Here is a 23,628-nt window from a genome sequence, read left to right as displayed (position 1 = left end):
TCAAATCTGGCATGCAAATTCTTGGTTCAGTGCTTACAAGTTGAAAGGAGCGTCATTCGTGAATTCAGCCCGACCCAATTTGTCCTCTTGGCGGCAAGGCCTGTTGGACTCCTTACCAATCACGGTTAGTCTTATGTTGTTTGGTGCGATATTTGGCATGTTGTCTTTACAGGCCGGTTTAACCGTCTGGCAGACACTCGCCATGTCCCTTGTCGTGTACGCCGGTTCAGCACAATTTACCGCGCTCTCGATGATAAGCGAACATAGCAGTTTGTGGGCGATTGTACTGGCAACCTTCCTGCTAAACTCACGTCATCTGTTAATGGGGTTATCCATCTCCCCGCATTATCAGCAATTCTCAAGCAGACAAGTGAATGTTTTTGCCTTCTTTCTGACCGATGAACAATACGCCATCTCGCTGAACCGCTTTCGTCACCATTCAAGTGATGCGGCGTATATCACCTCTGTCTGTCTATCTCTCTATCTGGGATGGTTCACAGGCACCCTGCTTGGCACAGTGGCGGGTCAATGGATTCCTGATCCGGAAGCGCTTGGTCTAGGGTTTAGCTTCACGGCTATGTTCCTCGCACTTGCTTATTATCAATTGACTTCCCTGGTTCGGGTTGTAACCTTTGTGATCTGTGGGGCTGTAGCCGTCGGAATGAGCTTCATTTTGCCAAGCGGCTTGCATCTGTTAATTGCGGGTGTGATTGCTTTTGCGGTTGGTTATTTCTTGCCTACCGATGAAAAGAAACAAACTTCCGCCCAAGAGTCCTTGACGAGTGAGGTGGAAACAGCATGAGTACCTTATCGGTTCTACTTCTTTTTCTCGGAATGGCCGCGGTTACCTATGCGAGCAGGCGCGCTTTTTTACGGCTGCCAAGTGATCGATTCTCTCCCCGCCTTAAAAATGGTCTGACGTTTATTCCAATTGGCATTTTTGCCGGTTTAATTTTTCCGTCTGTTTTGATCGATCAGCATCACTTGGTCATCCGTCCTTTGCTGATTGTAGCCAGTCTGATTTGTTTGATCGCGATGCGGTTCACTCGTAACGTATTTGTCAGTTTTGGCGTAAGTCTTTTGCTTGTGGTACTCGTCTCCCTAGGAATTCTTCCTTTTCCGTCGAATGATTAAAAGGTAAATGCCTAAAAACTCATCGGGGGAAGGTTTCTTCCCATAGATCCCTGGGTAGAAGATAGGTAAGAGAGTTGCTAGGAGGAATTGATTTATGAGCGAACCACTAGGTACATTCAGTTGGGGAGATGAAGGGGATTATTATCATGCGATCCTGCTTCGAATGGGCGAAGAATTCTACGGGGTGCCAATCTCGGTTGTAAAAGAAATCATTAAACCATTGCCGGTTACCCGTTTTCCTAAATCACCACCGTTTGTTGAAGGAGTTATTGATTTGCGCGGAAATATTCTGCCCATCGTCCATTTGCGTAAAATGTTTGGGCTTGAGCCGCTTCCTATGACGGAAGACAGCCGATTTGTTGATATATCCATGCCGAATCTAAAGCTTGGCATACTGGTTGACGCAGTGTCGGAGGTTGTCCGCATCCCGGTCAAGCAGATTGAGCCCGCTCCGCCGATCTATGCCGGAATTGAAGGCAAATATCTCAAAGGTATCGCCCGGATGGAGGATCGTCTGATATTGATGTTGAATTTGGATGAGGTTTTTGGAGAGTGGTTGCATAAAACTGCTTAGTTGGAAAAAGACTTTGTCCCTCTACGCTCTGTGGAAGTTCGCTAAGGGGTATACACTGTCCGCTTCGTCATTTCGAAAGGGACGTCGCCAAACGCTTCGCGCCCCTGCGGGGTTGGGTGGCGACTCTAGCCCCTTTCTCCACTCCTACGCTAGGTTATCACTTCCAAGGAGACTACGAATGACAAAGTCTTTTTTAAGCAGGTTTAAGCTAAACAGAAAAAAGCTAAAGGCGAAAAAACTACAAAACAAAAATGCCGGACACTTTTGTCCTGGCATTTTTTCATTTTCGTATCCCATACTCTACTCTCGTCCACCACTAGCTAAATATGCGTAATTGACCCACATCATCTCTTCGATTCCGAGGATTTCTTTGAACAAATCAACGGAATCGTACAGGAGGGAGCTGCCGAGATCATCGTCAAATTCTGTTAGCATGGATACATCGAACAAGGAACATAACTGTTGAACCTGCTTATGGGAAAGAAAACGATTAAACGATTGTGGACGAAAACGTGAGATTCCTTTGCCCACCTCTTGTTGAAAACGATCAGAATGCACGACTTGATGTAAGACTTCATCATATTCTTGGCGTAATTTGTCGTTATGAATTACTTCCTCAGCAATTTCGATGGTTGGGTAGCGCTTCGCGAGAATCTCCTCGGTCATTTCAATATCCAGCTCATAGCTGATCGTGGCGGAAGAAACCTCTGCTCCTCCGTCAAACAAGCGATATCCCCATCCAGTCTCCTCCGCGTCATGGAACCACAACAAAGGAATATGATGGTTTGAGAGCCTGAGGAGAAATTGAATCGTATCGGCCGTCTCAAGCCACTCGTCTTCCAGAAAGAACGCATTCCACCCTTCGTTAATATTTTTATGAAAATAGGGTTGGTTAAATCTGGACAGGTGCAGGAGTAATTTGGGCTCATACTTACACGGGTATAGTACTCCGGTAGTAAACTCACTCATGGGTTCCCACCGCTTTCTTACAAAGTGACGTCTATCACTAATACCCCCCGGCATCCGCTTCGCAAACGCCTCTTTCTTAACCAGTTTATTCAAGTCAATCAAAAATTTGACGTTGTACTACACTATTTTTTGTCAATCCCATTTCCAAAGTTTACGCCAAAACGTTATGAGCCAGTTCAGCGCTGTGAATGATCGTGTGGACTGCTCCTGTCGCCTTCAATTCCGATCGATAAAGGTTAATCCGGTTTACTTGCCAGCGAGGAGGCAGCTCGGTGAGGATTTCCCGATTCCATTCCTCTAACGGAAGAGCACCGTTCTTCGTATGTGGACCTCTCGCTAGGGTAATATGCGGCTTGTATGAACGTGTGTCGTATTCCAGACCTTGCCGCAGATCGAATCGTTTGCCCAGAAGCTCATGGGTTTGGGTGAGAGACTTGAGGTTTCCCTCCAACCCTAACCAAAGGACTCGCGGACGTTCTGGTGACGGGAACGCTCCAAATTGGCCAAGCACCAGAGTAAAGGGTTGGATGATCGAGGAAACAATCTTCATATCCTCACAAATCAGAGGAACCAGGTCATCGTTTACCTCCCCCAAAAAATGCAAGGTTAGATGAAGATTGTGAATCGGCTGCCACCTATCCGCTTTGACGAATTGCTTTACTTTTTGTTGAGCCTCTTGAATATACGCTACCGCTTCATCTGGAACATCAAATGCTACAAACAGTCGCATGAATACCCTCCCTATGTACTATCCATTAAAAAAGCCCTCCCGCGGGAGAGCTTCTCGATGTTGAATACATGTCTTTTCGGCTTTGTTTAAGCCGCCACAACCCGCCCCGTTAGAATTCCCAGAATATAGCGGGTATATTCCAATAGCGTTCCGGATGAAGGGATGTAGAGAAATTGCAAGGATAACTCGATGTGCCCATTGTGCCTAAGTGGTTCCATATACCATTGAAGCTCCACATCACGACCACAAAACTCTTCTACGCGTCGCTTGATGTATTCACCGTCCGTATCCTGATTCGTGGAGATGGAGAAGCGTATGGAGACAGGGACTGGTTCTAACAGCTCGGAGTGGCTTTCGTTAAATTGAAGTTTACCTTTGATGGCAATCATTCCGCTTTCGCACCACAAGGTATACTCCAGCAATGCTTGGAATTTTGGTGACACCTGTAATTCCAAAGCAGGGAATCCCCCATCGATCTTTAGTGAGTATTGGCGGGCCAGTTGTTCCACTTCGTTTTGGAATTTACGAGAATGGCTAGATACGGTTTGGAACAAATAGGGTTGAACAGCGTACATATTCACTCACCTCGTCGTTTATTTTCCTGTTCTTTCCTATTCGCTTTTCCTTATTGTCATTTCCTTTGTTGAAAATTGACTACTTTTACCATATTTTCGCCATAGATAAATTATGTAAGAAAATTCATCTCAAATGGATTGTCTTCGCCGGAATAATGCTGGGCAAACAACTCGTGAAGAGTCGTCTGGAATGCTTCATCCAGTTCCACGTGCATCCACTTGCCTTGCACATATCGCATGATCGGATAAGCTCCCAACGCTAGCGGGGCGCCCTCCATCGTCTCGACAAACTGAGGAATGGCCAGAAGCGTCTTGGAGAATGGATTCGCTTCCTCTTCGCTATAGTGAACTACCTCAAAAAGATGCTCAAGACTAGGCGTCACGAACAAGTAAAGTAACGGTCCCCTCTCAGCCGCCCAGACTGTAAACGTGGTCTCCCTCACTTCACTCCGATAATGGCGACGCATGATGAGGAGCGCCTGATGTACGGCCTGCATGAGGACTACCTGTGCCTCTTGTGGGCCATGTGCGGCGATCAAACGCTGATAATCGAACACGTAAGCCGTCCCGCTCTCAAGTAGCGATTCCTCCGGTAAGGTATGCGCCGTAATCGTTTCGGTCGGAAGCTCTTTAATTTCCATCTCTTCATGTCGCTTTCGTGAAGCCTCTTCATCTGTGTCAGCTTTCTCTTCATATAGGTCGTGGACAAGTGATTCGACGCGTGACTTTTCCTCCGTGGGAAAAGAGATAGCTTCGGAGTAAATGTGCAGGATCTCTTGATCAACAAAAGCCACATAATGAACCCATGTTTGTGGCTGATCGAGAAGACGAAGCGCCATGTATCGGTCCTGCTTCTCCTGAATGTTAAAGCTCATGGGAAAACCTAATGGATTCAGTGGATCATCCAACGTCCAGATGATGGCCAGCAATTTATCCTGATAGCTTTTAAACTCCAGATAAACCTCTCCGTGTGTGGCGGAACTAAAGTCGTCAATGCTTTCGAATACAAGGTACAGCTCGACATTTCCGCGGGAATCAATCCGTGGAAAATGGGTCAGGCCCTCATCGCGAATATTCGTGTATAAATCAGCGAACTCTTCAGTCGGGAGCGCTTGGGAAATTGTCTCATGAGATGGAGAATGGAGGTCCGGCCGAAGTGAAATCAACGGACGAAACAGGTCGTGACTTGCCATGACTATTCCCCTTTCTTCCAGTGTTGACTGACAGACCATGTCTTGATCTCATCGAGCAAAGTGCGATCGGTAGAATCAATATGAACCGGTGTGACTGTTATGTACCCGTCCGTCAACAAACGATAATCTTCATCCGCTGGGTGCTCATTCACCTCGTGATATTCGCGGCGAAGCCAATACCCTTCATGCTCCATGTGGTATTTATCCTCGTAGTGATAAAGAGATAAAACGGCAGGAACAACACCTTTTACTTCAGTTTGCGGAAGATGAGGGATGTTTACGTTCCAGAATACCTCTTGCGGGAATTCCTTCGCCTTGGCTTTGTCCAGAAATTGACGTAAGATCGGTCGGACAATCTCCACCACTTCACCATAATTATCGCTATGAAAAAAGTTATCGTAAGAGAGGGCAACCGCTGGAATGCCTAAGATCACCGCTTCTCTCGCGGCACTGCATGTACCAGAGTAATAGACATCTCGTCCCAAGTTATTCCCGACATTGATGCCGGAGAAGACGATATCCGGCTTTTTGCCTTCCTGTAAAAGGAGATGGTACGCTGCTTTGACGCAATCTGCGGGTGTTCCATTCACCTTCCATGCTTCTACTGGCAGCTGATGAAACTCGTGCTTCGCGGGCGCTAACGCCTCCCGATAGGTTATTCCGTGCCCTACCCCGCTTTGCTCACGGGAAGGAGCAACTACTGTAATTTGAACGTCTGGAAAAACGAGTAGCGCTTCGACCAAGCGGTGGATCCCCAATGCGTCTATTCCATCATCGTTTGTTACCAAAATCCGCAGCATATTGAGATTCCTCCTTTTCTGATTCCCTCTATTGTAGCAAATGAAAAAAGCATAAGAAAATACTACAACCCTCTCACTTCGAACAATGCGTTCAAAGCGGAGGGTTGGTTGGACTTATTTAATTGGCTTTGGTTGATTTGTTGGTTTTAGCTGATTTGGTGGCTTTAGCTGGTTTGGTGGTTTCAGACGATTTGTTGGCTTCAGAAGAATTTTTGGTTTTGGCCGATTTTTTGGCTTGCATGGCTGCTCTTTTCTCAGCTAATCGAAGCGCGTGCACTCCGGAAATATGGGCAGCCGCCATCGATGTTCCATCCAGTTCAAGGTAGCCGTTATTTAACCATGTGGATTTGATTTTGACCCCTGGCGCTACAGTACTCAGGCCCTTTCCTCGAGAACTGAAATCAGCCAGCTTGCCACTCTGATCAATGGCGCCAACAGAGACAACTCCCTTGTAGGCGGCTGGGTACTCTAAGGCTTTGCCGTTGTTCCCTGCCGATGCCACCATGGTAATCCCTGCTTTTTGCGCTTGGCGAATGGCGTTCCTTAACGCGAAATTGTCTACCTCAGAGCCAAAGCTCATGTTGATAACGTCCATCTTGTTTTCAATGGCCCAGTTGATCCCTTGAATAATGTCACTGATATTCGCCGTACCATCCGGCCCGAATGCCCTGACATCATATAAATCAACCTCTGGTGCGATGCCAACAATCCCACGGTTATTCACGATCGCGGCGATGGTGCCTGCAATGTGAGTCCCATGACCATCCATGGCACTACCGCTTCCGCTTACAAAATTCACACGTTGCTTCACTCGACCCCTCAAGTCAGGGTGCGTACTGAGAATCCCAGTATCCAGAACGGCAACCTTCACACCGTGCCCTCTGGTTTTTGTCCAGAACTTCTCTGCACCTACTTCTGCTACGCCCCACGGAATTTCGTCGGTAAAGTGAAGCCGTACCTTCACTTCATTGGATACCTGATACTTTGATTTGCCAAGAAGCTTTGATAGGGTTTCAAGATCCGATTCGGCAACAACAACCGAACGAATATGAGACAAATTCTTCACAATAGATTTCAGTTTTTCTTCTTTTTGCAGACATTCTACACATTGATGGAAACCTTTAGACTGCTGAAAAGTAAGAATTTTATGCACGTATATACCCCCAGAGAGGAATTCTCTGTACACATGGTATGTTTGACGTGCTCAAATGGGTTGGACAGAAGCCTATTCCTCCACAATTTGTTTCCACTTTTCTCGCCAGCGGATTCCTTCAATGATCCATTCTTCAACCTGTTGCTGCTTCATTCGATCAATTTTCAAAAGATCGGCAATTCGGCGTATTTGGTTTTTTTCGGATTCCGAAAGCTTCCGGTCCGCTATCGCCACATGATACAGTTGTCTTAAGAGTGTCAGTTTTTCCAGCTTGCTCAGGAGAGCCAAATCCGCCACAACGGCTTCGGGCTGTTTCGGCTCATCTATATCATTCATGAGAATTTGTCGCTCTCGTAATGTAAAATGCTCCTGTTCAACCATTTGATAAATTCGGTTAATCTCTTTTTGACTCATGTATCCATCCGAATGGCCGACACATATCATTAGTCGAATGGAAGTAAAGTAAATGTGCTTGTCCTTTTCGCTGATAGGCACGGTTTATCTCCTTTCACGGGTGGATAGATTATTACACTATTATACGTAAAGGGAAGAAAGCGGTTCCACAACAATTTGTGTCAATTTTGTGAACTAGAAAAAACTTCGTCGCTTTATCCTCTGTTTAAGCTCACTAGTCGCATCAACTGTCCGCTCCATTCACTTCAGAAGGGAGTCGACAAGAAAATCACTTCGTTTCTCATTGATGTAAAGAATGCCGACTCTTTTTCCTTCCTACGTTCTTTGTGCTTGGTTTTCGCTTAAAATGAGCTCAAGCGGACGAAGTCTTTTCTTAAGTGGGCTTACGCGAAAGGAAGGAATGTTCAATTACTTTCTAATTATAAAGCAATTGAACATTCCTATTTTAGAATAGAACAACCCCCATTTCCTTTTGCCAGAAATGAGGGTTACGTTGGACTTGGAGCTGCTTGTGGCTGCTGCGGCTGTTTTTTGACCGTGATGCGGTGAATTCGGTAGTGGTCCACCTCACTCACCTTAAACTCATACCCTCCCTCTCGTACGGTATCGCCCACCTTGGGGGGATGATCGATCTGCATGTAGATCCATCCCGCGATCGTATCCACTTCGCTGTCATCCAACGACAGACTCAGGTATTCGTTCACTTCCTCCAACAACATGCGGCCATCGAATGAATAGATGTCGTCTTTTTTCTCCATTTCCGGGCGTTCGTCATCAAACTCATCCTGGATTTCTCCGACAATTTCCTCCAGAATATCTTCTACTGTGACAAGTCCAGCCGTCCCACCATACTCATCGATCAGAATCGCCAGTTGATGATGCTGCTTTTGCAGCATACCGAGCAAACGACTAATGGAGATTGTCTCCGGTACGGTTAGAATGGAACGGATCATCGGTTCCAAGGACTGTTCCTTATCGCTCCAATTGTAGGAAAGCAGGTCCTTAATGTGCAGACTTCCAATCACATGATCCTTGTCTCCATCCACGATCGGATAGCGGGTATATCGCCCGTTGCGGACAATCTCAACGTTTTCCTCAAATGAATCGCGCAAATTCAATACAATCATGTCGGTTCGAGGAACCATGATTTCTCTTGCCATTGTCTCGGAGAAATCAAAAATATTATCCACCAGCATTAACTCCGTCTGATCAATCAACCCGCTTTTGTGACTCTCGTTAACCAGAATTCGAATTTCTTCCTCCGTATGAGCCGCCTGGTGTTCTGAAACTGGAGCGAGTCCCAGTAGATCGAGAAATTTGGCTGCCGCCCAGTTCAAAAAGATAATGAACGGATACATCACTTTATAAAACATCGAAATCGGTTTGGCTACTCGAAGAGCGATCGCTTCAGATCGTTGAATCGCCAATGATTTGGGGGCAAGCTCCCCTAGTACGATATGTAAGAAGGTAATAATAGAGAAACCAAGGATAAAGGATATGGATTGAGACCAAGACTCTCCCAGACGAAAAAAGTCAAATATCGGTTGAAGCAAACGAGCCACAGCTGGTTCACCTAACCACCCCAGTCCAAGCGAAGCCAACGTGATCCCTAGCTGGCAGGCTGATAAATAAGCATCCAGATGATGAATTAATTGTTCAACATCACGCGCCCCTTTGTTCCCTTCTGCGATAAGCTGAGTGATGCGGGACTCCCTCACCTTGACGACAGCAAACTCGGTCGCAACGAAAAAACCGTTCAAAAATACGAGCAGAAGAACCAAGAATAGCTTAAAAAGGATATCCGATAGCGACTCAAGGTACACCCATTCTCCCTCCTTTCGCATTTTTCCCGACGCTTTTTAAGCTATTGTTTCCCACCTATCAAAAAAAAACCATTCCTCTGATGGTTTGTCTGAAATCATCGTGTCTTCAAAAATAGTATAGCCCTGTCACGCTCTTCATTAAGACCGGACAGGGCTAACGTACTTCCTTACTATTCACTTATGATGTGCTTCCTTTCTTATGAGACCCAATGTAGACGGCAGGTTTAGTTCAGGCATCACTCCCCAAAGAATTTAATTCAGGTTGTGTTCCTACCAGTAATGTACATTCGCTCCCTTTCTGTTTTGATTGGCGTGGATTAACTCCGCCGTAGCCTTATTGTATCAAGCGTTAGGCAAAATGTAAACGCTTTTATGGACAGATCCACCACCTTTTCCTGCCTTTCTTGTCGTTTTAGGTTTTAGTAGCGAATTATGGTACGATTGTGTCAAAGAAGTTGTCTGAGGTGACGTTTTTGTGTCTAATCCATTGCAGCTCCCTCTGATTGTCCAGAGTGATCGCACGATCCTTTTAGAGGTCAACAACCCCCTGTTTGCAAAAGCTCGTCAGGCGATTACCGGCTTTGCTGAATTAATCAAAAGCCCCGAGTATATCCATACCTATCGAATCACTCCGCTCTCCTTATGGAACGCGGCCGCAAGCGGGTTTAGCGCAGAGCAAATTCTGGATTCCTTGCAGAGCTATAGCAAATTTGGCATCCCGCCGATTTTGGCCAAAGAAATTCAGGATACCTTTAGCCGTTATGGGCTGATCCGCTTGGAGCGCGAGGAAGATTCCTTTCAACTTGTCAGTGATGATCCGCTCATCTTGGAAGAGGTGCTACAGTATCCTTCTTTGCAACCTTATGTCACGGATCGCCTTAGCTCCAAGAAGTTTCTCATTGCTCCTTACTCGCGCGGATTGATCAAGCATGAATTGATTAAGCTGGGCTACCCCGTACAAGATATTGCCGGCTATACAGAAGGGGAGCCTCTTTCGATTGCCTTGAGCGAGACCACGGCAGGAGGGCGACACTTGCAGGTTCGCGATTATCAGCAGGAAGCGATACAAGCCTTTTACGCGGGCGGCTCGGTTTACGGCGGAAATGGCGTATTGGTCTTGCCCTGCGGCGCGGGTAAAACCGTCATTGGAATTGGAACGATGAGCCAAATCCAGACCGCTACATTAATCCTGACGACAAATACGGCTTCCGTACGCCAGTGGATCAGCGAGATCCTGGATAAAACCAACATTGCCCCCTCGCTAATTGGTGAATATACGGGCGAACAAAAAGACGTGAAACCTATCACGGTTACCACTTATCAAATGCTTACATACCATCGTAAGGAAGATCAAGATTATCCCCATATGGCCCTATTTCATGAGCGAGATTGGGGGCTTTTGATCTATGATGAGGTTCATCTGCTGCCAGCTCCGGTTTTTCGCATGACAGCCAGTATTCAAGCGAAACGACGACTTGGTTTGACGGCCACGCTGATTCGTGAGGATGGACGAGAAGATGAGGTCTTCTCACTAGTGGGACCCAAGCGTTATGATATGTCTTGGCAAGAGCTGGCGGAGCAGGACTGGATTGCCAAAGCGCAGTGCAAAGAGGTCCGGCTTTCTTTTGAGCCAAAATGGCGTGAAGCCTACGCGCATGCTACTATCCAGCAAAAATATCGAATCGCCTCCGAAAACCCACGCAAGCTGGACGTTCTCTCTAAGCTTGTCCAACAGCATCGGGAAGATCAGGTGCTGATCATCGGTCAATATATCGATCAGCTGGAGAAGGTTGCCGAACATTTGAAGGTGCCTTTAATCACTGGCAAAGTAAAGGAACAAGAACGCCAGCAGCTGTATCAGCAATTCAAAACCAAACAGTTAAAATGCCTGATTGTCTCCAAGGTCGCCAATTTCGCGATCGATTTGCCTGACGCCAATGTCGCCATCCAAATTTCTGGGACGTATGGTTCCAGGCAAGAAGAGGCACAGCGTCTCGGTAGAATTTTACGACCGAAGCCAGACAATAACACGGCTACTTTCTACACACTGGTGACGCGGGATACGCGGGAACAGGAATTTGCCGCCAAACGTCAGCTGTTTTTGATTGAGCAAGGCTACCGCTATGAAAATATTGAAGAAGATCAGTTGACAAATCCATAAAATTCCAGTTAAATAATTTGATTAAATCTGAAACATAGAGACAAAACAGTCGTCAGATAAATAGGGAAGGGAGGCCGAAAGATCAATGCAAACGGATAGTGTAATTATCCAGCAGATCTTGGACGGGGATCTTGAAGCATACCGCGATTTGATCCAAAAATACCAACGCATGATCTTCGTTTTTATTTATAAAATGGTGAACAACCATTCGGATGCGGAGGATTTGACCCAGGAGGTATTTGTTAAAGCATACGAAAAGCTCTCTTCCTATCGTGGTGACAGCCAATTCTCCACCTGGTTACATACCATGGCTCGCAATCGAACCATTGATTTTCTAAGAAGACGCAAATATCACGATTCTGATGAACAGCTGGCTTACATTCCCGCTGAATCTCGGGACGAATCTCCGCAGGAGTCCTTGCTCAACAAGGAGCAACGCCGTGAGATTCAAGAGGCGTTTGCTCAGCTGTCAGATTCCTATCAGGAAGTCATTGTTCTGCGTTGCACACACGAATACCCGTTTGACAAAATCGCTTCAATGCTAGGCGTCGCGGAATCTACCGCTCGCGTCAGGTACCTTCGAGCTCGACAAGAATTAGCCAAAATACTACAACGATCGGAAGGAGGGCTCATTCATGAACTGCCAGGAGTTTAGAGAGAATTGGATAATCGGCACAGACGATGCCACTCTCTCCCACATCGAGAATTGTAATGATTGCCTACTCTGGATCGAAGCGAACAGTTTAAGCGATGAGGAGGTTATGTACTTGAAAGAGTTCCCTCAGCCTTCTCCCCAGTTAGAGGATAAAATCATGCAGGCGATCTATGCTTCATCTGGAAAAGGGGGGCTGCCGCCTCACTCAGCCGCAGAACATTTAATCACCCAACAAAAGAGTTCACTTCCCAAAGCGAGACGTCTCTTTTCTTCCTTCACCGCCTGGGGCAGTGCTGCAGCCGCTCTATTGGTGGTCGGTTTACTCTCTTATCAGGAATTTTCTCGCCAAGACGAGAGTAAATTAGCCTTATCCCAAGGTACGGCATCGGTTACACAAAATAATCAAGTAACGGCTTTAGCGAATACTCCTTCTTCGAAAGCTAGTGAAAACAATTCAATAAGATCTGTCCAACCGGTTCAACCAGTACAGCAGGAACCAGCGAAAAAGGAAAATCCTGCGACTGCTCCAGCTTCGGAGGGTTCTAGTCAGCCTGCGACGAAACAAAGTCCTCCAACGATGGATACGGCCATTGCCATGAGTCCAAGAAGCACCACCCCCATCAAACCGGAAGTGAGTTCACGCAAAGGTCCATTACTTCCGCCGCAAGGAGCTGCTCATGAGACAGCAATGAATGGGTTTGCGATGAATAATACAACGATGAATGATGCCACAATGGATCATGCGCTAGTAGCTAAACGCCCCGAAACCCCGACAACAGTGGAGGAGAAAGTTCCCATGTCGGCAGTAGCCAAAGACGCTGCGAAAGGCAATATGGATACGACAGCAAACACTTCAACACCTGCTCCAGACCAGCAACAACAAGGTGAAGAAGTAACACCTCCTGCGCCTAAGACCGTCTATTCCTTGGCCGCGGCATCGGCAAATCAAAAGGATATCACGATTTCTACCTTTACGGATATTCCAACTGCCGTACAAGCTTCCGATATGCCGATTCCTGCTTTCGAGCGCTTACCGGAAGGATTTTCACTCATTTCGTTGTCCCTTCAATATGAATCGCAAACCAGCAAGCACGTCATTGGAACAACGGCTGTTTATGGGAATGGTTCAGACCAAATCAGTGTTGAAGTAAAGCCTGTCGAAGAAAATAAGCAACTTTCTATCCCGGGAGTTTTCGCCAACCGCCAATTGTTTTCGGTGAACGGCAATCAGGCAATCGGTGTAACCTATCAACTGCCGCCGTCCAGCCCAGCCAATGAGCATGCTGTTCACTTCATCAACGATTCAAACAATCAACATCTCTACGTCATCCTTTCTGCTCATAGCGGTACACTTGATCGTCTGATTGAGATGGCGAAGAGTACGAAATGGAAGAAGTGATCCGCAAACGCTAAGAAGCTCTCCCTTTGAATAGGAAGAGCTTCTTTTTTGCGCGGACTAAGTCGTCACGTCCCGCTTTACAAACATTCCATAGGCCACGATCAAACCGGCTACCCCCCATACCGTAAGCACGGTAAGCGAGAACGGAAGGGTCATTCCTTTGATCGGAGGCAGTGAACCCGCCAGATAATCAGTGATTTGCAGGTTGACGATGAAGAGGTATTTGGCTTGCTCCCACGAGGAAGCCATCTGGGTAAGAATCGTTCCGCTGATCAACGCGGCCATCATAATCCCCATCCCAGCTGCCGCGCTGCGCACCAATACCGAGACCATAAAGGTAATCGTGCCAACCACGAGACAGACATACCAGCCAAGCCCGTATTGCAACAGCAGATATTGCCACTGTGGGAGCATGAAGACATGAGAAGTATCCAACTGCCCGCCCACGACCCTAAACCCGGTCAAGACAGGCATATCCCAACCGCGATAGCCGAATACCACTCCAGAGATGAGATACGACATGACGAGCGCCAGGATGACCGTTAACGAGGTGAAGAGAATCAGCGTCAGAAACTTACTGGTGAGAATCTTCCACCGTCGGACTGGTCTGGTGAGCAATAGTTTGATTGTCCCTTCACTATGCTCCGCCGAGATCAAGTCGACCGCCAAAACCACAATGGTCATGGGCAAGAAAAGCGCGACTGCCTGATCCATGAATTCGCGCGAGAATGTAGGTCCTCCCGGCGCATCTGGGTTAATATCGTGATCGAGGTAGTATTGTTGTTGCTGAATATTGATTTTGATCCATTGCCGCCATTCTTCTGGAAGCCGACTGGAGGACAAGCGATTCGTCATATCAACGATTTTCTGCTGGAGCAAGGGACGCCAATCCGAGGTCCCCATCCGCTCCTGTGCGGTCAGGACCGATTTGTACTGCGCATAGGTGAAAATCGGGATAATGATCGCCAGGATGAGAATCACCACCAGAAAGCGGCGACGTTTCAACAGCTTCAAGGTTTCATTATGGATTAAATCAATCATTCTACCGCCCATGTGAATCACCTCCCGTCAAGGATAAGAAGAGGTCTTCCAGCGTAACCGTCTTGGAGCCGATGCCTTTGGGAGGGATACCTGTTGCCACAAGCTTCTCATTTGCCTTGGCGATTTGCTCTCGATCCATCCGACACTTCACCGTCTGCTCCCGCGTAATCCACGTCTCAGTCACAAAAGGAAGCTCTTGCAGCGCGGTTTGTCCCGCTTCTAGCTGATCCAGTTCGAATTCCCATTCCACCTGATCCGCAAACTGTTCCATCAAGGTCTGAACCAATCCTACAGAGATGACCCTGCCTTTGTTAATAATCGCCACCCGATCACACATCATCTCAATCTCGCTTAGCAAGTGGCTGCTAATGAACACCGCCAGTCCTTCTTCTACGGCCAGCTTGCGGATAAATTGGCGAAGTTCGCGAATCCCGGCAGGATCAAGTCCGTTCGTCGGCTCATCGAGAATCAATACTTTGGGCTTATGTAAGAGTGCCTGCGCAATTCCCAATCGCTGGCGCATACCCAGCGAGTATGTCTTGACCTTGTCATCAATCGCTTCCCGCAAATCAACAAAATCAATCAATTCTTCAATCCTCTCAAGCGATACTTTGCTGCTCATTCGGGCCAAAAGCTCCAGATTCTCTCTTCCGGTCAGAAATTTATACAGCTCCGGGTTCTCCACGATGCACCCCACCTGAGAGATCGCTTTAGGAAACTGTTCGGTGAGGGAGTAGCCGCCAATCAATACCTCTCCCGCATCTGCGCTGGCTAATCCAACCAACATGCGGATGGTCGTTGTCTTACCGGCTCCGTTCGGTCCAAGAAATCCAAACACTTCTCCCGCGATCATATCGAATGAGATATCCTGAATGATCTTTCGCTTGCCGATCGTCTTTTGTAAGTGAGAAACGGATAAAACCACTTCCGACATACCTGCTCACCTTCTCGCCTAATCTTTAAGACAGTTGTTTCCAAAGTGATTTTAGTATAACATGCACTCATATAAAAACGAAAAAGGAGGACACTTCCGTGCGCCCCCCCCAAGGAAAACGAGTCAATCGAAGTCACCTGTTATGGCGAAGTGTAGGTATTCTCGCCTTGCTATCTTTTCTGATCCTGCTTACAGGTTTTGGTCTCTCGCTTCATCCAGAGACCCTGGCCCCAGCCAAACCCCAGCTTCCCGAGAGCGGAAACACGAATCCCTCGGCCAAGCCCGCTCCGCTTCCCACAGGAACGCTTAACATCGTTTCACTCGGCGATTCACTGACCAGAGGGACTGGAGACGCCGATGGATTAGGATATATAGGTCGACTGCGCCAGTCGCTGGAAAAAGAGAAAAAACAGCCGATTACACTGACGAACCTTGGGATTAACGGATTGAAATCAGCTGGACTCCTTGACCAACTCAATCAATCACAAGTCCAGAAGCTCCTAGCCCAAGCCAATATCATCACCTTCACGATTGGCGGCAATGATTTGTTCCAGTCAAGCGACACCCTGCAACAGCTGGACAAAAAGAAAATAGAGCAAGCTACCCTTGCTCTACGTAAGAACTACACACAGATCCTCCAAAAGCTTCACCAATACAATCCTAACGCGACCATTATCTACATTGGGCTGTATAATCCGTTTGGTGATACAGAAGCTGCCGCAGATACAGCGGGTCCGGTCATCGCCTGGAATTACGAAGCCAGTCAGATCGCCGCAAACTATAATCACGTGCTGGTCGTTCCTACCTATGATTTGTTTTACCAGAAGGAGCGCCAGTATCTTTATACCGACCATTTTCATCCCAACAGTGATGGCTACGCTCGTATCGCTGAACGAATCCTGCGCGCATTGCAGTAATCAACCGGCTGATTGCTCTGGCTTAAGCGCCTCCATCTGTTTGCCTGTGCTTCGCTGATACTGTTGTTGTCCCCACCAGTAGAATAACGTGCTGCTAAGGGAGATAACAGCAACCAGCAGAAACAGCGGAGAACCGCCATAGGAAGTGAGTATAATCCCGCCAATCCATGGCCCGATAAAATGCCCCAGGTTGCTGAAGCTCTTGGCCCCGTAATAGGTGCCGCGCATTTTGGTTGGCGCCAGTCGATCAATAAACACGTCTGATGCGGTAAAGGTCAGGATTTCACCGAAAGTAAAGAACGCCATCGATACGATAAAATATGTCCAGTTATTGGCGTAAGCAAATCCGATATCCCCGATGGCGTACATGATATTCCCCACCAAGATGCTTTGGAGGGGAGTTCTTTTTTCACCCCAGCGAGTAAAGGGAATCTGCATAACGACGACCACGATCGCGTTGACACTCATCAGGATGGAGAACAGTTTGACCCCATCCGCCATTGACATCTCCAGGAATTTGGAGAGACTTCCGGTCATTTGCGAATAGCCGATCGCCCCCAGAATACCTCCCACGATAAAGAGACGGAAAGCGGAATCCTTGACCACGACATCCCAAGCTCCTCGAAAGGTAATTTGTTCTTTCTTCTGTCCCTCAATCTGCTTGATCCCGAAGCGATTTAAGAGAACCTGCAAGCTGATGACATAGATCAGATAAATAATGGCTGTGACCACGAATGGTAATGCGCTTCCCTTTACAGCCAGCAAAGCACCAATGATCGGCCCCACCGCAACCCCAACGTTGATGGCGGTGTAGCGCAGCGAGAATACCCGAAACCGTCTGTCCGGCGTCGTCAAATCCGCCATCAAAGCCTGTGAAACCGGCTCGTAAAACGATCGGCACAGCCCGCTTAAAATGCTGAGCAGAAGGAAGAACAGCGTACCGCTCCCAAACGCAAAGCCCAAAAATACAAACGTCCAGACGTACAGCGCCATCATCATCACACGCCTGCGCCCAATGATTTCGGACAACGTCCCCCCGACAAAGCCTCCAATCGTTCCAGCGAGCGGACCCGCGCCAACAATCAGCCCAATGGTTGGCAAATCCATACTGGTTGTTTTTGATAAATATATCACCAGAAATGGCATACTCATGGATCCAGCCGCCCTGACTAAAACAGTCCCGATCAAAAGCGAATGAATGATGGGATGAAACTCCTGTAAAAAATGACGAACCCTACCCAAGCTCTCCACCCCTTCAAACTGTCTGTTCAAGAAGGTCAACAGTACAGTTTCTCGGATTTTTCCTTATTGTAGAGAGCGAGATTAGGTTCGTCAATTCATTATTTAGATTTTTTTAACAAGAAATTATTTTTTGTTAACTATTCTGCTGACCGTTCAAGCTTCTCGATCAGCTCGTTCTGCTCGTTCCACTTCACTGCGCGGTAAATGGCATCGTGATAGAAACTGAACCACGCATGATCTCGAATTCCTTCCTTGATCCACTTTTCCTTGGCAAATATCGAAGTCATCGGATAGTCGTCGTAAGCCATCACCCAGAGTGAATTCTGATGGGCGTGTGTTGGCAGTATATCAGCCAGATGAAGAAGCTTCTCCCCTTGACTTTCCAGTTGAACGATGGCATGTCCATAGCTGTGTCCGCCAGTATGGTGCATCGTAATACCAGGCAGAACCTCTAAGTTTTCACCGAATGTGATGACTTGAGACTGGATTGGCTTCCAATTCTCTTCCCAATACGTGTTGCGCGAACGAATATTGGGACTTTGCATCTCTTCCCATTCCAACTCTTGCACATAGATTGCGGCATTAGGAAAAGTCGAATACAATTCTTCTCCATTCCTTGAAACGAGTCCGTTGGCATGGTCATAATGCATATGTGTCATCAGTACCTTATCAATATCCCGTGTCGTAAGTCCCAGTTCATTCAGCGAGTCTTCAATTCTCGCTTCCTCCGCCAATCCGTAGTTGCGCTTCTGCTTCTCATTCAGTCGGTTCTTCCCAATTCCCGATTCGATCAAGAGATTCTTCCCTTGTGTCTGGATCAAGACCGGATCAGCCCGAAGAGGTATTTGATTGAATTCATTGCTCGGATATCGCTTGCTCCAGAGAGCCTTGGGAACTACCCCGAACATGGCGCCTCCATCCAGTTGTGTTAGACCGCCTTGCAGCCAGAATAAATGAAAATCTCCTATTTTCAATTGATCCATTGTGTCTTGTCTCCTCCAGTGGTAACTATGCACCTATTATCACAAACTTCAGTAAAAAAAATAAGCCACCAGGCACAAGAAACAACCGGTGGACGAACCTCTAGTTTTTTTCGGAAAGTGTAACGGTTTGGAGCAAAGAAGACACTTCAAGCGAAATGTCACTGGATACGGCTTGAATCATCAAATTAGACTCTGAATTTTTATGAGTTAATGATAGCTGAGCGATTTTCTCATTTTCCTTATAAAGACTAATCATCGTTTCACCAGGTTGAGAGGATCCGCCAGCAATGACTTTATAGCCGGGTGTTAGATAGAAGATCCAGCCTTCCACATTAATTGTTTTGTCTTTACAATAAAGGAAATGACGTTTCCCCAACAGGATTCCGTTTTCACTCACGACCTACACCAGCCTCTCCTACTTATCTCTAATTATGTAGTGTCCTCATTATTTAACACTGAATTCCCCTGAAAAGGAAGTCTTTCGACAAAACCTCCGAAATCTTGACACGGCTTGTGATTTATAATACAGCGATATAACCTTTTCTATTAGTAAAATTCAGTATAAAATATATTATCTGAAAGTAACTGATGTTTGCAAATAATTCTGGAAAATGGAGTGACGTCATGGAACATGATTCAACTCATCAACCACCATCCCAACGTTGTATGACCTTGACGCACCATGCTTTTGGCACGAGAATTCATTTTCATAAGAAAACATGGAAGTATTTCCATCAAAGTTTGATGATTGATCGGCTGAATAAGTGGCAGCAAGTGGCCTCTGGAGAAAACTTTCGACAATTGATCGAATGGTCTGTTGACGGGGATAATCTGTATGCATCTTTACCACCAGTTCCAGAAAAATATCTTCCGCTTTCTTACATAAATAATGTAGAACTGGATAATTTGGCTAAGATCAAAATCATTATCTCCCTAACAGATGCGCTTGCCAAGTTACATAAGAACCAGTTTTTTATGGGTTTTCTGTCACCCGAGCTGATCTATTTTCACCCGCAGAATCATACGGTAATCCTAGATGTCCAGCCTTATCCTTCCGCCTATCCGTTTGTGAATAATTTACTGGACGATTTTCCGTACATTTTGTTTTCCAGCTATTCTCGGAAACATGAAATGACTCGTGTCTGTGATTTCTACTCCATCGGCATGATGATTCAATGGGTGTGTGGCGGTCGCTTGCCCGATAAACATCGCATGGTGAGTGGAACGCTTCCGCAGAATATTCATGTATTGTGTCATCGTTTAATCGTGATGCCGGAAAGCTTCATCTCGGTCGAGGAGATTATGGCTGACCTATTGGCCCTTTTGGATCAGCCCTCGCATGCGATAAACGACTTCCATATCGAGACAGACGTGAAATGGCTTCATCCGATGGTTCCTCCGATTGATCGCAGGAGTCAACAAGCGCTCCGGTCTTTCCTCCGGTCGGAAGGATTACAGGTAATGGGGATCATTTGTGAAGATGAGGTCACGCGTCTCAACGTTCTTCGCCATCACGTCATGGAGGTTCTCGAATATCACTTTTTCTTTACGATTCGTTGCAAAAATCTGCCCTTCTCTACCCTTCGCGAATCAATTGAACGAACGCTGTACACGGCCTATCGATACCTGCCTGAAACAAGCAGTAAACTCCGTGGGCTCACACGCAAGTTCGAACACCTGTTAAGCAGTCACTTTGAAGGCAATGATTTGATTCACTCTTTGGCAGATTGGTTGTACTCCTTCTACACGGAGATCCTTCCCTTGTTTCAGCTTCAGAGCTTTTATTATCTGTACGAGGATTCGGAACTTCTCGATGAAGACTCTCAGCGTGTATTTCTGTTATTTTGGCAACGCTACGGCGCTCGCGTCACAGGTCTTCACGCTATTTTTAACGGGACAACTCGTCCAAGTCTGTTTCAAGCGGCATCCTTTTTCACGATTACCTTGGGCCAAAAAGAGACCAAGTTGTATCACAGCCTGTTAATCTCGCAATTTGGCCGTGCGGAAGACTCCCTGTTGTTCCTGTTGTCTGAGTGGATGATGGAAAAACAAATCGAGTACCATCATTGCCCGATGATTTTGGACGAGCTTATCCATACTCGAGGTATCCAACTAACGAGAAATGGTTGGGCTGCAACTCCTACATGCAAACAGGTATTGGCCGAGCTTGATATCCATCATTTAATGGATCAACGACTGAACAGCTTACATGAGCAAGAGTTGGAATTATTACGGGTTTTTGCCTGCATGCCACACCCGATACGAGCGAGAACTATTTTTGCAGCGAACGATCTGGATGACACTCACTTTTTCCCAATGTTGAGAAAGCTTGCGCGATCCGGTCTTGTCCTGATTTTCTCCGAGGACAGCCTATTTATCCCATTCGATGTAACCCAGCGTTTATTGCTTGATTTACCCATTGGAAGTAAGGTCGCCTATTATCGAAAAGCCCTGCCGCTGTTGCAAAAAGTTGGCTTTATCTCTTACCCTACACTGATTGAGATTGCTCGTCTCGCCGAGGAAAGTCGGACCGAGTATTTTTACTTGATTAAGTACTATCGACGAATTCGCAACCTGCTGACTGTTGATCGCAAACGTCTGCTCATTGAGGATATCAAACAATTACAACACAAACTGCAACGCACCAAGATTATTTGTTGGGATCGATTGCTCTGTCAGCTGTATATGCGGCTGAATATGTACCCCCAAGCGGAAAAGGTAGCAAAATCAATTGTGAAGCGAACCAAGTCAGGCATCGATCGTTTTGTGCTGATGCGGATCCATCTCTTTACCAATCAGCTTGATCTAGCAGCGGTCAAAGAAGAATTATTGGAATTCCTGTTGGACCCTACACAAACCCTAATCGAAAAGGTATATGCGACCATTCTCTTGAACTATATCGATTTCTTTGCTCCGCTCCACCGCGAAAACGCTGAAATCATTCATCGCGCGTATTTGAATGTGTTTTATCCTAACCGGCACCGTCTTTCTACGCGTACCTTTGCGGAGCTTAGCATCAACTATACGATTGTTTTGTTTCAGTACTTCCCTGAGCTGGAGGAATGGGCCGCCGCACTGCTGGATAAGATCGAATCGACATTAGAAAGAACCCCGCACCAGGATTTGATGATCGAGTTATCCAATTCCTTTATTTTCCATAGTGATATTCGCTTGTCCCGTCGTTACATTCAGCGTTGTCTGGACATCTCCAAACGGTATGGATTTAAAGGAAAGGAACAAATCAGCCATCTCAACGGCATGGAAATTTCTCTTTATCAAGGTGACGCATCCAGCTATCGGTATCATATGCTCAATGTGCCACAGGTTGATGAGTTAAGACGCAAGGATTTACTGGAGCAATATCATACCCATCAGCTCTTATACTCCTGTGAATGGGAGCAATGGTCACAGTTTGATGAGATCTACGTCCAGCTGTCTAAACAGCAATCAACCAATTTCACCAACTTCATCATGGAGGTGTATTCTCGCTACTCGACCTATCGACAGGGCAAAAAGTTGCCTTCTCCTTGCGAATGGGAGCAACCGAATGAATACACACTTTTCATCGACGGTCTCTATCAGGCCCAAACAGGCAATGTGGATCAAGCATGCGACTATTTCAGACAGAGTATCGCTGCGAATGGTTATCGTTTGCAAACGGGCTGGTCTTATCGGGAAATGGTCGATTTGCTGCTCAAACACAACAGACTTGAAGCGGAAGAGGAATTGGAGAATTTTGAGGAGTATCTCAAAAACTACGGGTATGATGTTTTCTGGCCTGACTTGCACCGCGGATATGCTGATCTGACGATGCAAAAAAGAGACTTGCAGCGCTCGATGCTCTATCTGCGTCGCGCCGCCAATGGCTATCAGTTAATCGAAAAGGATCACCGGAGCAAGTCTCTCACCGTCAAATTGGCCGAGGTTGTTCAGCCTGACTACATTCCTTGTGACTCGGTGATGCGCGCTGACCCCACTGTCCAACGATTGATGGAAGAACGCACGCAGCTTTTAGACCAATCTCTTGATCTGCAAATTATCATTCAATTGAGTGAGCAGGTAACCGAATCGCTGGAGCTTACCAACACGTTTCAGAAGCTGTCCAACTCGTTGTTCCGTTATTTTCCGGTTACGCATACGGCGATCTCTTGCAATCTGTTTTACCAAAAGGAAACGCTGTTCTACTCCGCGATCGGCTTGATTGACAAGAACGAGCAGCTGGTGTTCCAGAAATCCAAACAATCGAAGTCTCAATATGAGTACATGCTGTATCAGCAGGGTGACGAGTTCATCAAACTTAACGTTTACGCCAATGACCTAGCCGATACCAAGCGTCTTCATATGGAACATTTTCTTTCTTTTATTAAGCCGCACATCGCCAATGCGCTACACTATATGGAAATGATGATCGACAACCTGACAGGATTCTATCAACGAAGATTCTTCCTTCGTAAGCTGCGTGAAGAGTTTGAGGTATCACAACGGCATGGGCTTGACTTATCACTCATCATGATCGATATCGACAACTTCAGGAGAGTGAACGAGTATGGCCATCAGGAAGGTGACAAGGTGCTTCGTGAACTGGCTGATATGCTCCGCTCGCTTCTTCGCAAGAACGACATCCCGGGACGCTTCGGTGGCGAGGAATTGCTACTGATTCTCCCCAAGACGGATGGCAAGGTAGCCTTGCAGCTTGCCGAACAGCTTCGACAGCAGATCGAAGAAGAGTTCGCGATCGGACGTCCTTATCAGGTGACGATTAGCGCCGGTGTAGCATCTAGTGAATTATGTCAGGCCAAAAATATCGAGGAGCTCATCCGCTTTGCGGACAACGCGGAAATCACTGCCAAAACCACTGGAAAGAATAGAGTGGTGGCAGCATGGGAGACTCTCGCATCCCTTGAGTAAAATGACAGTATGAACGAATAGCA

At 46.8% G+C, this 23,628-nt stretch carries 21 protein-coding genes; 8 read left to right on the top strand and 13 right to left on the bottom strand.

All coding sequences use genetic code 11. From position 1 onward, the window contains the following. Positions 1-58: 58 nt before the first annotated feature. From ACQCN2_RS07480 to ACQCN2_RS07470, 3 genes are all read left to right on the top strand, one after another. The gene (locus ACQCN2_RS07480) at positions 59-802 is read left to right on the top strand and encodes an AzlC family ABC transporter permease (protein WP_426928271.1); all 744 of its coding nucleotides are present in this window, start codon (positions 59-61) and stop codon (positions 800-802) included. After that, a complete protein-coding gene (locus ACQCN2_RS07475; protein WP_426928270.1) occupies positions 799-1,134 on the top strand; it encodes an AzlD domain-containing protein in 336 nt (111 codons plus the stop codon). The genes ACQCN2_RS07480 and ACQCN2_RS07475 overlap by 4 nt, the downstream gene beginning before the upstream one ends. A gap of 94 nt (positions 1,135-1,228) precedes the next feature. Beyond that, positions 1,229-1,708 carry a chemotaxis protein CheW gene (locus ACQCN2_RS07470; protein ID WP_426928269.1) on the top strand — a complete coding sequence of 160 codons (480 nt, stop codon included), beginning with the start codon at positions 1,229-1,231 and terminating at the stop codon, positions 1,706-1,708. Between the two features lie 300 nt (positions 1,709-2,008). On the opposite strand, the gene ACQCN2_RS07465 is transcribed toward ACQCN2_RS07470, so the two are convergent. The 8 genes from ACQCN2_RS07465 to ACQCN2_RS07430 form a co-directional block, all read right to left on the bottom strand. Continuing rightward, positions 2,009-2,677: a hypothetical protein gene (locus ACQCN2_RS07465; protein WP_426928268.1), complete on the bottom strand. Its 669-nt coding sequence runs from the start codon at positions 2,675-2,677 to the stop codon at positions 2,009-2,011. 151 nt (positions 2,678-2,828) lie between these two features. Continuing rightward, the gene (gene thpR, locus ACQCN2_RS07460) at positions 2,829-3,407 is read right to left on the bottom strand and encodes an RNA 2',3'-cyclic phosphodiesterase (RefSeq protein WP_426928267.1); all 579 of its coding nucleotides are present in this window, start codon (positions 3,405-3,407) and stop codon (positions 2,829-2,831) included. Positions 3,408-3,493: 86 nt separating this feature from the next. Beyond that, complete coding sequence (locus ACQCN2_RS07455; protein WP_426928266.1) at positions 3,494-3,982, bottom strand: hypothetical protein; 489 nt, start codon at positions 3,980-3,982, stop codon at positions 3,494-3,496. Between the two features lie 110 nt (positions 3,983-4,092). Next, a complete protein-coding gene (locus ACQCN2_RS07450; RefSeq protein WP_426928265.1) occupies positions 4,093-5,175 on the bottom strand; it encodes a hypothetical protein in 1,083 nt (360 codons plus the stop codon). A 2-nt stretch (positions 5,176-5,177) separates the two neighbouring features. Further along, positions 5,178-5,975 (bottom strand): 5'/3'-nucleotidase SurE, encoded by a 798-nt coding sequence (gene surE / locus ACQCN2_RS07445; RefSeq protein WP_426928264.1) that lies wholly within the window; start codon positions 5,973-5,975, stop codon positions 5,178-5,180. Between the two features lie 118 nt (positions 5,976-6,093). Then, a complete protein-coding gene (locus tag ACQCN2_RS07440) occupies positions 6,094-7,128 on the bottom strand; it encodes a S8 family peptidase (protein ID WP_426928263.1) in 1,035 nt (344 codons plus the stop codon). 72 nt (positions 7,129-7,200) lie between these two features. Beyond that, positions 7,201-7,623, bottom strand: a complete 423-nt coding sequence (locus ACQCN2_RS07435) for a tellurite resistance TerB family protein (protein WP_426928262.1) — start codon at positions 7,621-7,623, stop codon at positions 7,201-7,203. A gap of 407 nt (positions 7,624-8,030) precedes the next feature. Beyond that, positions 8,031-9,365, bottom strand: coding sequence for a hemolysin family protein (locus ACQCN2_RS07430; protein ID WP_426928261.1), 1,335 nt, complete (start codon positions 9,363-9,365; stop codon positions 8,031-8,033). A gap of 475 nt (positions 9,366-9,840) precedes the next feature. On the opposite strand from ACQCN2_RS07430, the gene ACQCN2_RS07425 reads away from it, so the two are divergent. From ACQCN2_RS07425 to ACQCN2_RS07415, 3 genes are all read left to right on the top strand, one after another. Beyond that, positions 9,841-11,526, top strand: a complete 1,686-nt coding sequence (locus ACQCN2_RS07425) for a DNA repair helicase XPB (protein ID WP_426928260.1) — start codon at positions 9,841-9,843, stop codon at positions 11,524-11,526. Positions 11,527-11,611: 85 nt separating this feature from the next. Beyond that, positions 11,612-12,181 carry an RNA polymerase sigma factor gene (locus tag ACQCN2_RS07420; protein ID WP_426928259.1) on the top strand — a complete coding sequence of 190 codons (570 nt, stop codon included), beginning with the start codon at positions 11,612-11,614 and terminating at the stop codon, positions 12,179-12,181. Next, positions 12,162-13,580 carry a hypothetical protein gene (locus ACQCN2_RS07415; protein ID WP_426928258.1) on the top strand — a complete coding sequence of 473 codons (1,419 nt, stop codon included), beginning with the start codon at positions 12,162-12,164 and terminating at the stop codon, positions 13,578-13,580. The genes ACQCN2_RS07420 and ACQCN2_RS07415 overlap by 20 nt, the downstream gene beginning before the upstream one ends. A 57-nt stretch (positions 13,581-13,637) precedes the next feature. Here the strand turns inward: ACQCN2_RS07415 and ACQCN2_RS07410 are convergent, their stop codons facing one another. Together ACQCN2_RS07410 and ACQCN2_RS07405 are read right to left on the bottom strand one after the other, a co-directional pair. After that, the gene (locus tag ACQCN2_RS07410; RefSeq protein ID WP_426928653.1) at positions 13,638-14,621 is read right to left on the bottom strand and encodes an ABC transporter permease subunit; all 984 of its coding nucleotides are present in this window, start codon (positions 14,619-14,621) and stop codon (positions 13,638-13,640) included. Between the two features lies 1 nt (position 14,622). Beyond that, positions 14,623-15,555, bottom strand: coding sequence for an ABC transporter ATP-binding protein (locus tag ACQCN2_RS07405; protein ID WP_426928257.1), 933 nt, complete (start codon positions 15,553-15,555; stop codon positions 14,623-14,625). A 98-nt stretch (positions 15,556-15,653) separates the two neighbouring features. Here ACQCN2_RS07405 and ACQCN2_RS07400 point away from each other — a divergent pair, with 98 nt between their 5' ends. Beyond that, positions 15,654-16,472, top strand: coding sequence for a GDSL-type esterase/lipase family protein (locus ACQCN2_RS07400; RefSeq protein WP_426928256.1), 819 nt, complete (start codon positions 15,654-15,656; stop codon positions 16,470-16,472). Here ACQCN2_RS07400 and ACQCN2_RS07395 read toward each other — a convergent pair whose 3' ends face one another. From ACQCN2_RS07395 to ACQCN2_RS07385, 3 genes are all read right to left on the bottom strand, one after another. After that, positions 16,473-17,714 (bottom strand): MDR family MFS transporter, encoded by a 1,242-nt coding sequence (locus ACQCN2_RS07395; protein WP_426928255.1) that lies wholly within the window; start codon positions 17,712-17,714, stop codon positions 16,473-16,475. A gap of 137 nt (positions 17,715-17,851) precedes the next feature. Further along, the gene (locus tag ACQCN2_RS07390; RefSeq protein WP_426928254.1) at positions 17,852-18,697 is read right to left on the bottom strand and encodes a YtnP family quorum-quenching lactonase; all 846 of its coding nucleotides are present in this window, start codon (positions 18,695-18,697) and stop codon (positions 17,852-17,854) included. Between the two features lie 100 nt (positions 18,698-18,797). Further along, positions 18,798-19,094, bottom strand: coding sequence for a hypothetical protein (locus ACQCN2_RS07385; protein WP_426928253.1), 297 nt, complete (start codon positions 19,092-19,094; stop codon positions 18,798-18,800). Between the two features lie 227 nt (positions 19,095-19,321). On the opposite strand from ACQCN2_RS07385, the gene ACQCN2_RS07380 reads away from it, so the two are divergent. After that, positions 19,322-23,605 carry a GGDEF domain-containing protein gene (locus ACQCN2_RS07380; RefSeq protein WP_426928252.1) on the top strand — a complete coding sequence of 1,428 codons (4,284 nt, stop codon included), beginning with the start codon at positions 19,322-19,324 and terminating at the stop codon, positions 23,603-23,605. Positions 23,606-23,628 lie beyond the last annotated feature (23 nt).

This window comes from Brevibacillus ginsengisoli (assembly GCF_050113715.1).
Classification (GTDB): domain Bacteria; phylum Bacillota; class Bacilli; order Brevibacillales; family Brevibacillaceae; genus Brevibacillus_H; species Brevibacillus_H ginsengisoli.
This window is presented reverse-complemented; position numbering and strand designations above follow the sequence as displayed.

Bases quoted from the DNA above. Each gene is read 5' to 3' on its own strand.
- ACQCN2_RS07415 (WP_426928258.1), top strand. From the start codon at position 12,162: ATGAACTGCCAGGAGTTTAGAGAGAATTGGATAATCGGCACAGACGAT.
- ACQCN2_RS07450 (WP_426928265.1), bottom strand. From the start codon at position 5,175: ATGGCAAGTCACGACCTGTTTCGTCCGTTGATTTCACTTCGGCCGGAC.
- ACQCN2_RS07390 (WP_426928254.1), bottom strand. From the start codon at position 18,697: ATGGATCAATTGAAAATAGGAGATTTTCATTTATTCTGGCTGCAAGGC.
- ACQCN2_RS07465 (WP_426928268.1), bottom strand. From the start codon at position 2,677: ATGAGTGAGTTTACTACCGGAGTACTATACCCGTGTAAGTATGAGCCC.
- ACQCN2_RS07475 (WP_426928270.1), top strand. From the start codon at position 799: ATGAGTACCTTATCGGTTCTACTTCTTTTTCTCGGAATGGCCGCGGTT.
- thpR (WP_426928267.1), bottom strand. From the start codon at position 3,407: ATGCGACTGTTTGTAGCATTTGATGTTCCAGATGAAGCGGTAGCGTAT.
- ACQCN2_RS07380 (WP_426928252.1), top strand. From the start codon at position 19,322: ATGGAACATGATTCAACTCATCAACCACCATCCCAACGTTGTATGACC.
- ACQCN2_RS07405 (WP_426928257.1), bottom strand. From the start codon at position 15,555: ATGTCGGAAGTGGTTTTATCCGTTTCTCACTTACAAAAGACGATCGGC.
- ACQCN2_RS07470 (WP_426928269.1), top strand. From the start codon at position 1,229: ATGAGCGAACCACTAGGTACATTCAGTTGGGGAGATGAAGGGGATTAT.
- ACQCN2_RS07420 (WP_426928259.1), top strand. From the start codon at position 11,612: ATGCAAACGGATAGTGTAATTATCCAGCAGATCTTGGACGGGGATCTT.
- ACQCN2_RS07410 (WP_426928653.1), bottom strand. From the start codon at position 14,621: ATGATTGATTTAATCCATAATGAAACCTTGAAGCTGTTGAAACGTCGC.
- ACQCN2_RS07455 (WP_426928266.1), bottom strand. From the start codon at position 3,982: ATGTACGCTGTTCAACCCTATTTGTTCCAAACCGTATCTAGCCATTCT.
- surE (WP_426928264.1), bottom strand. From the start codon at position 5,975: ATGCTGCGGATTTTGGTAACAAACGATGATGGAATAGACGCATTGGGG.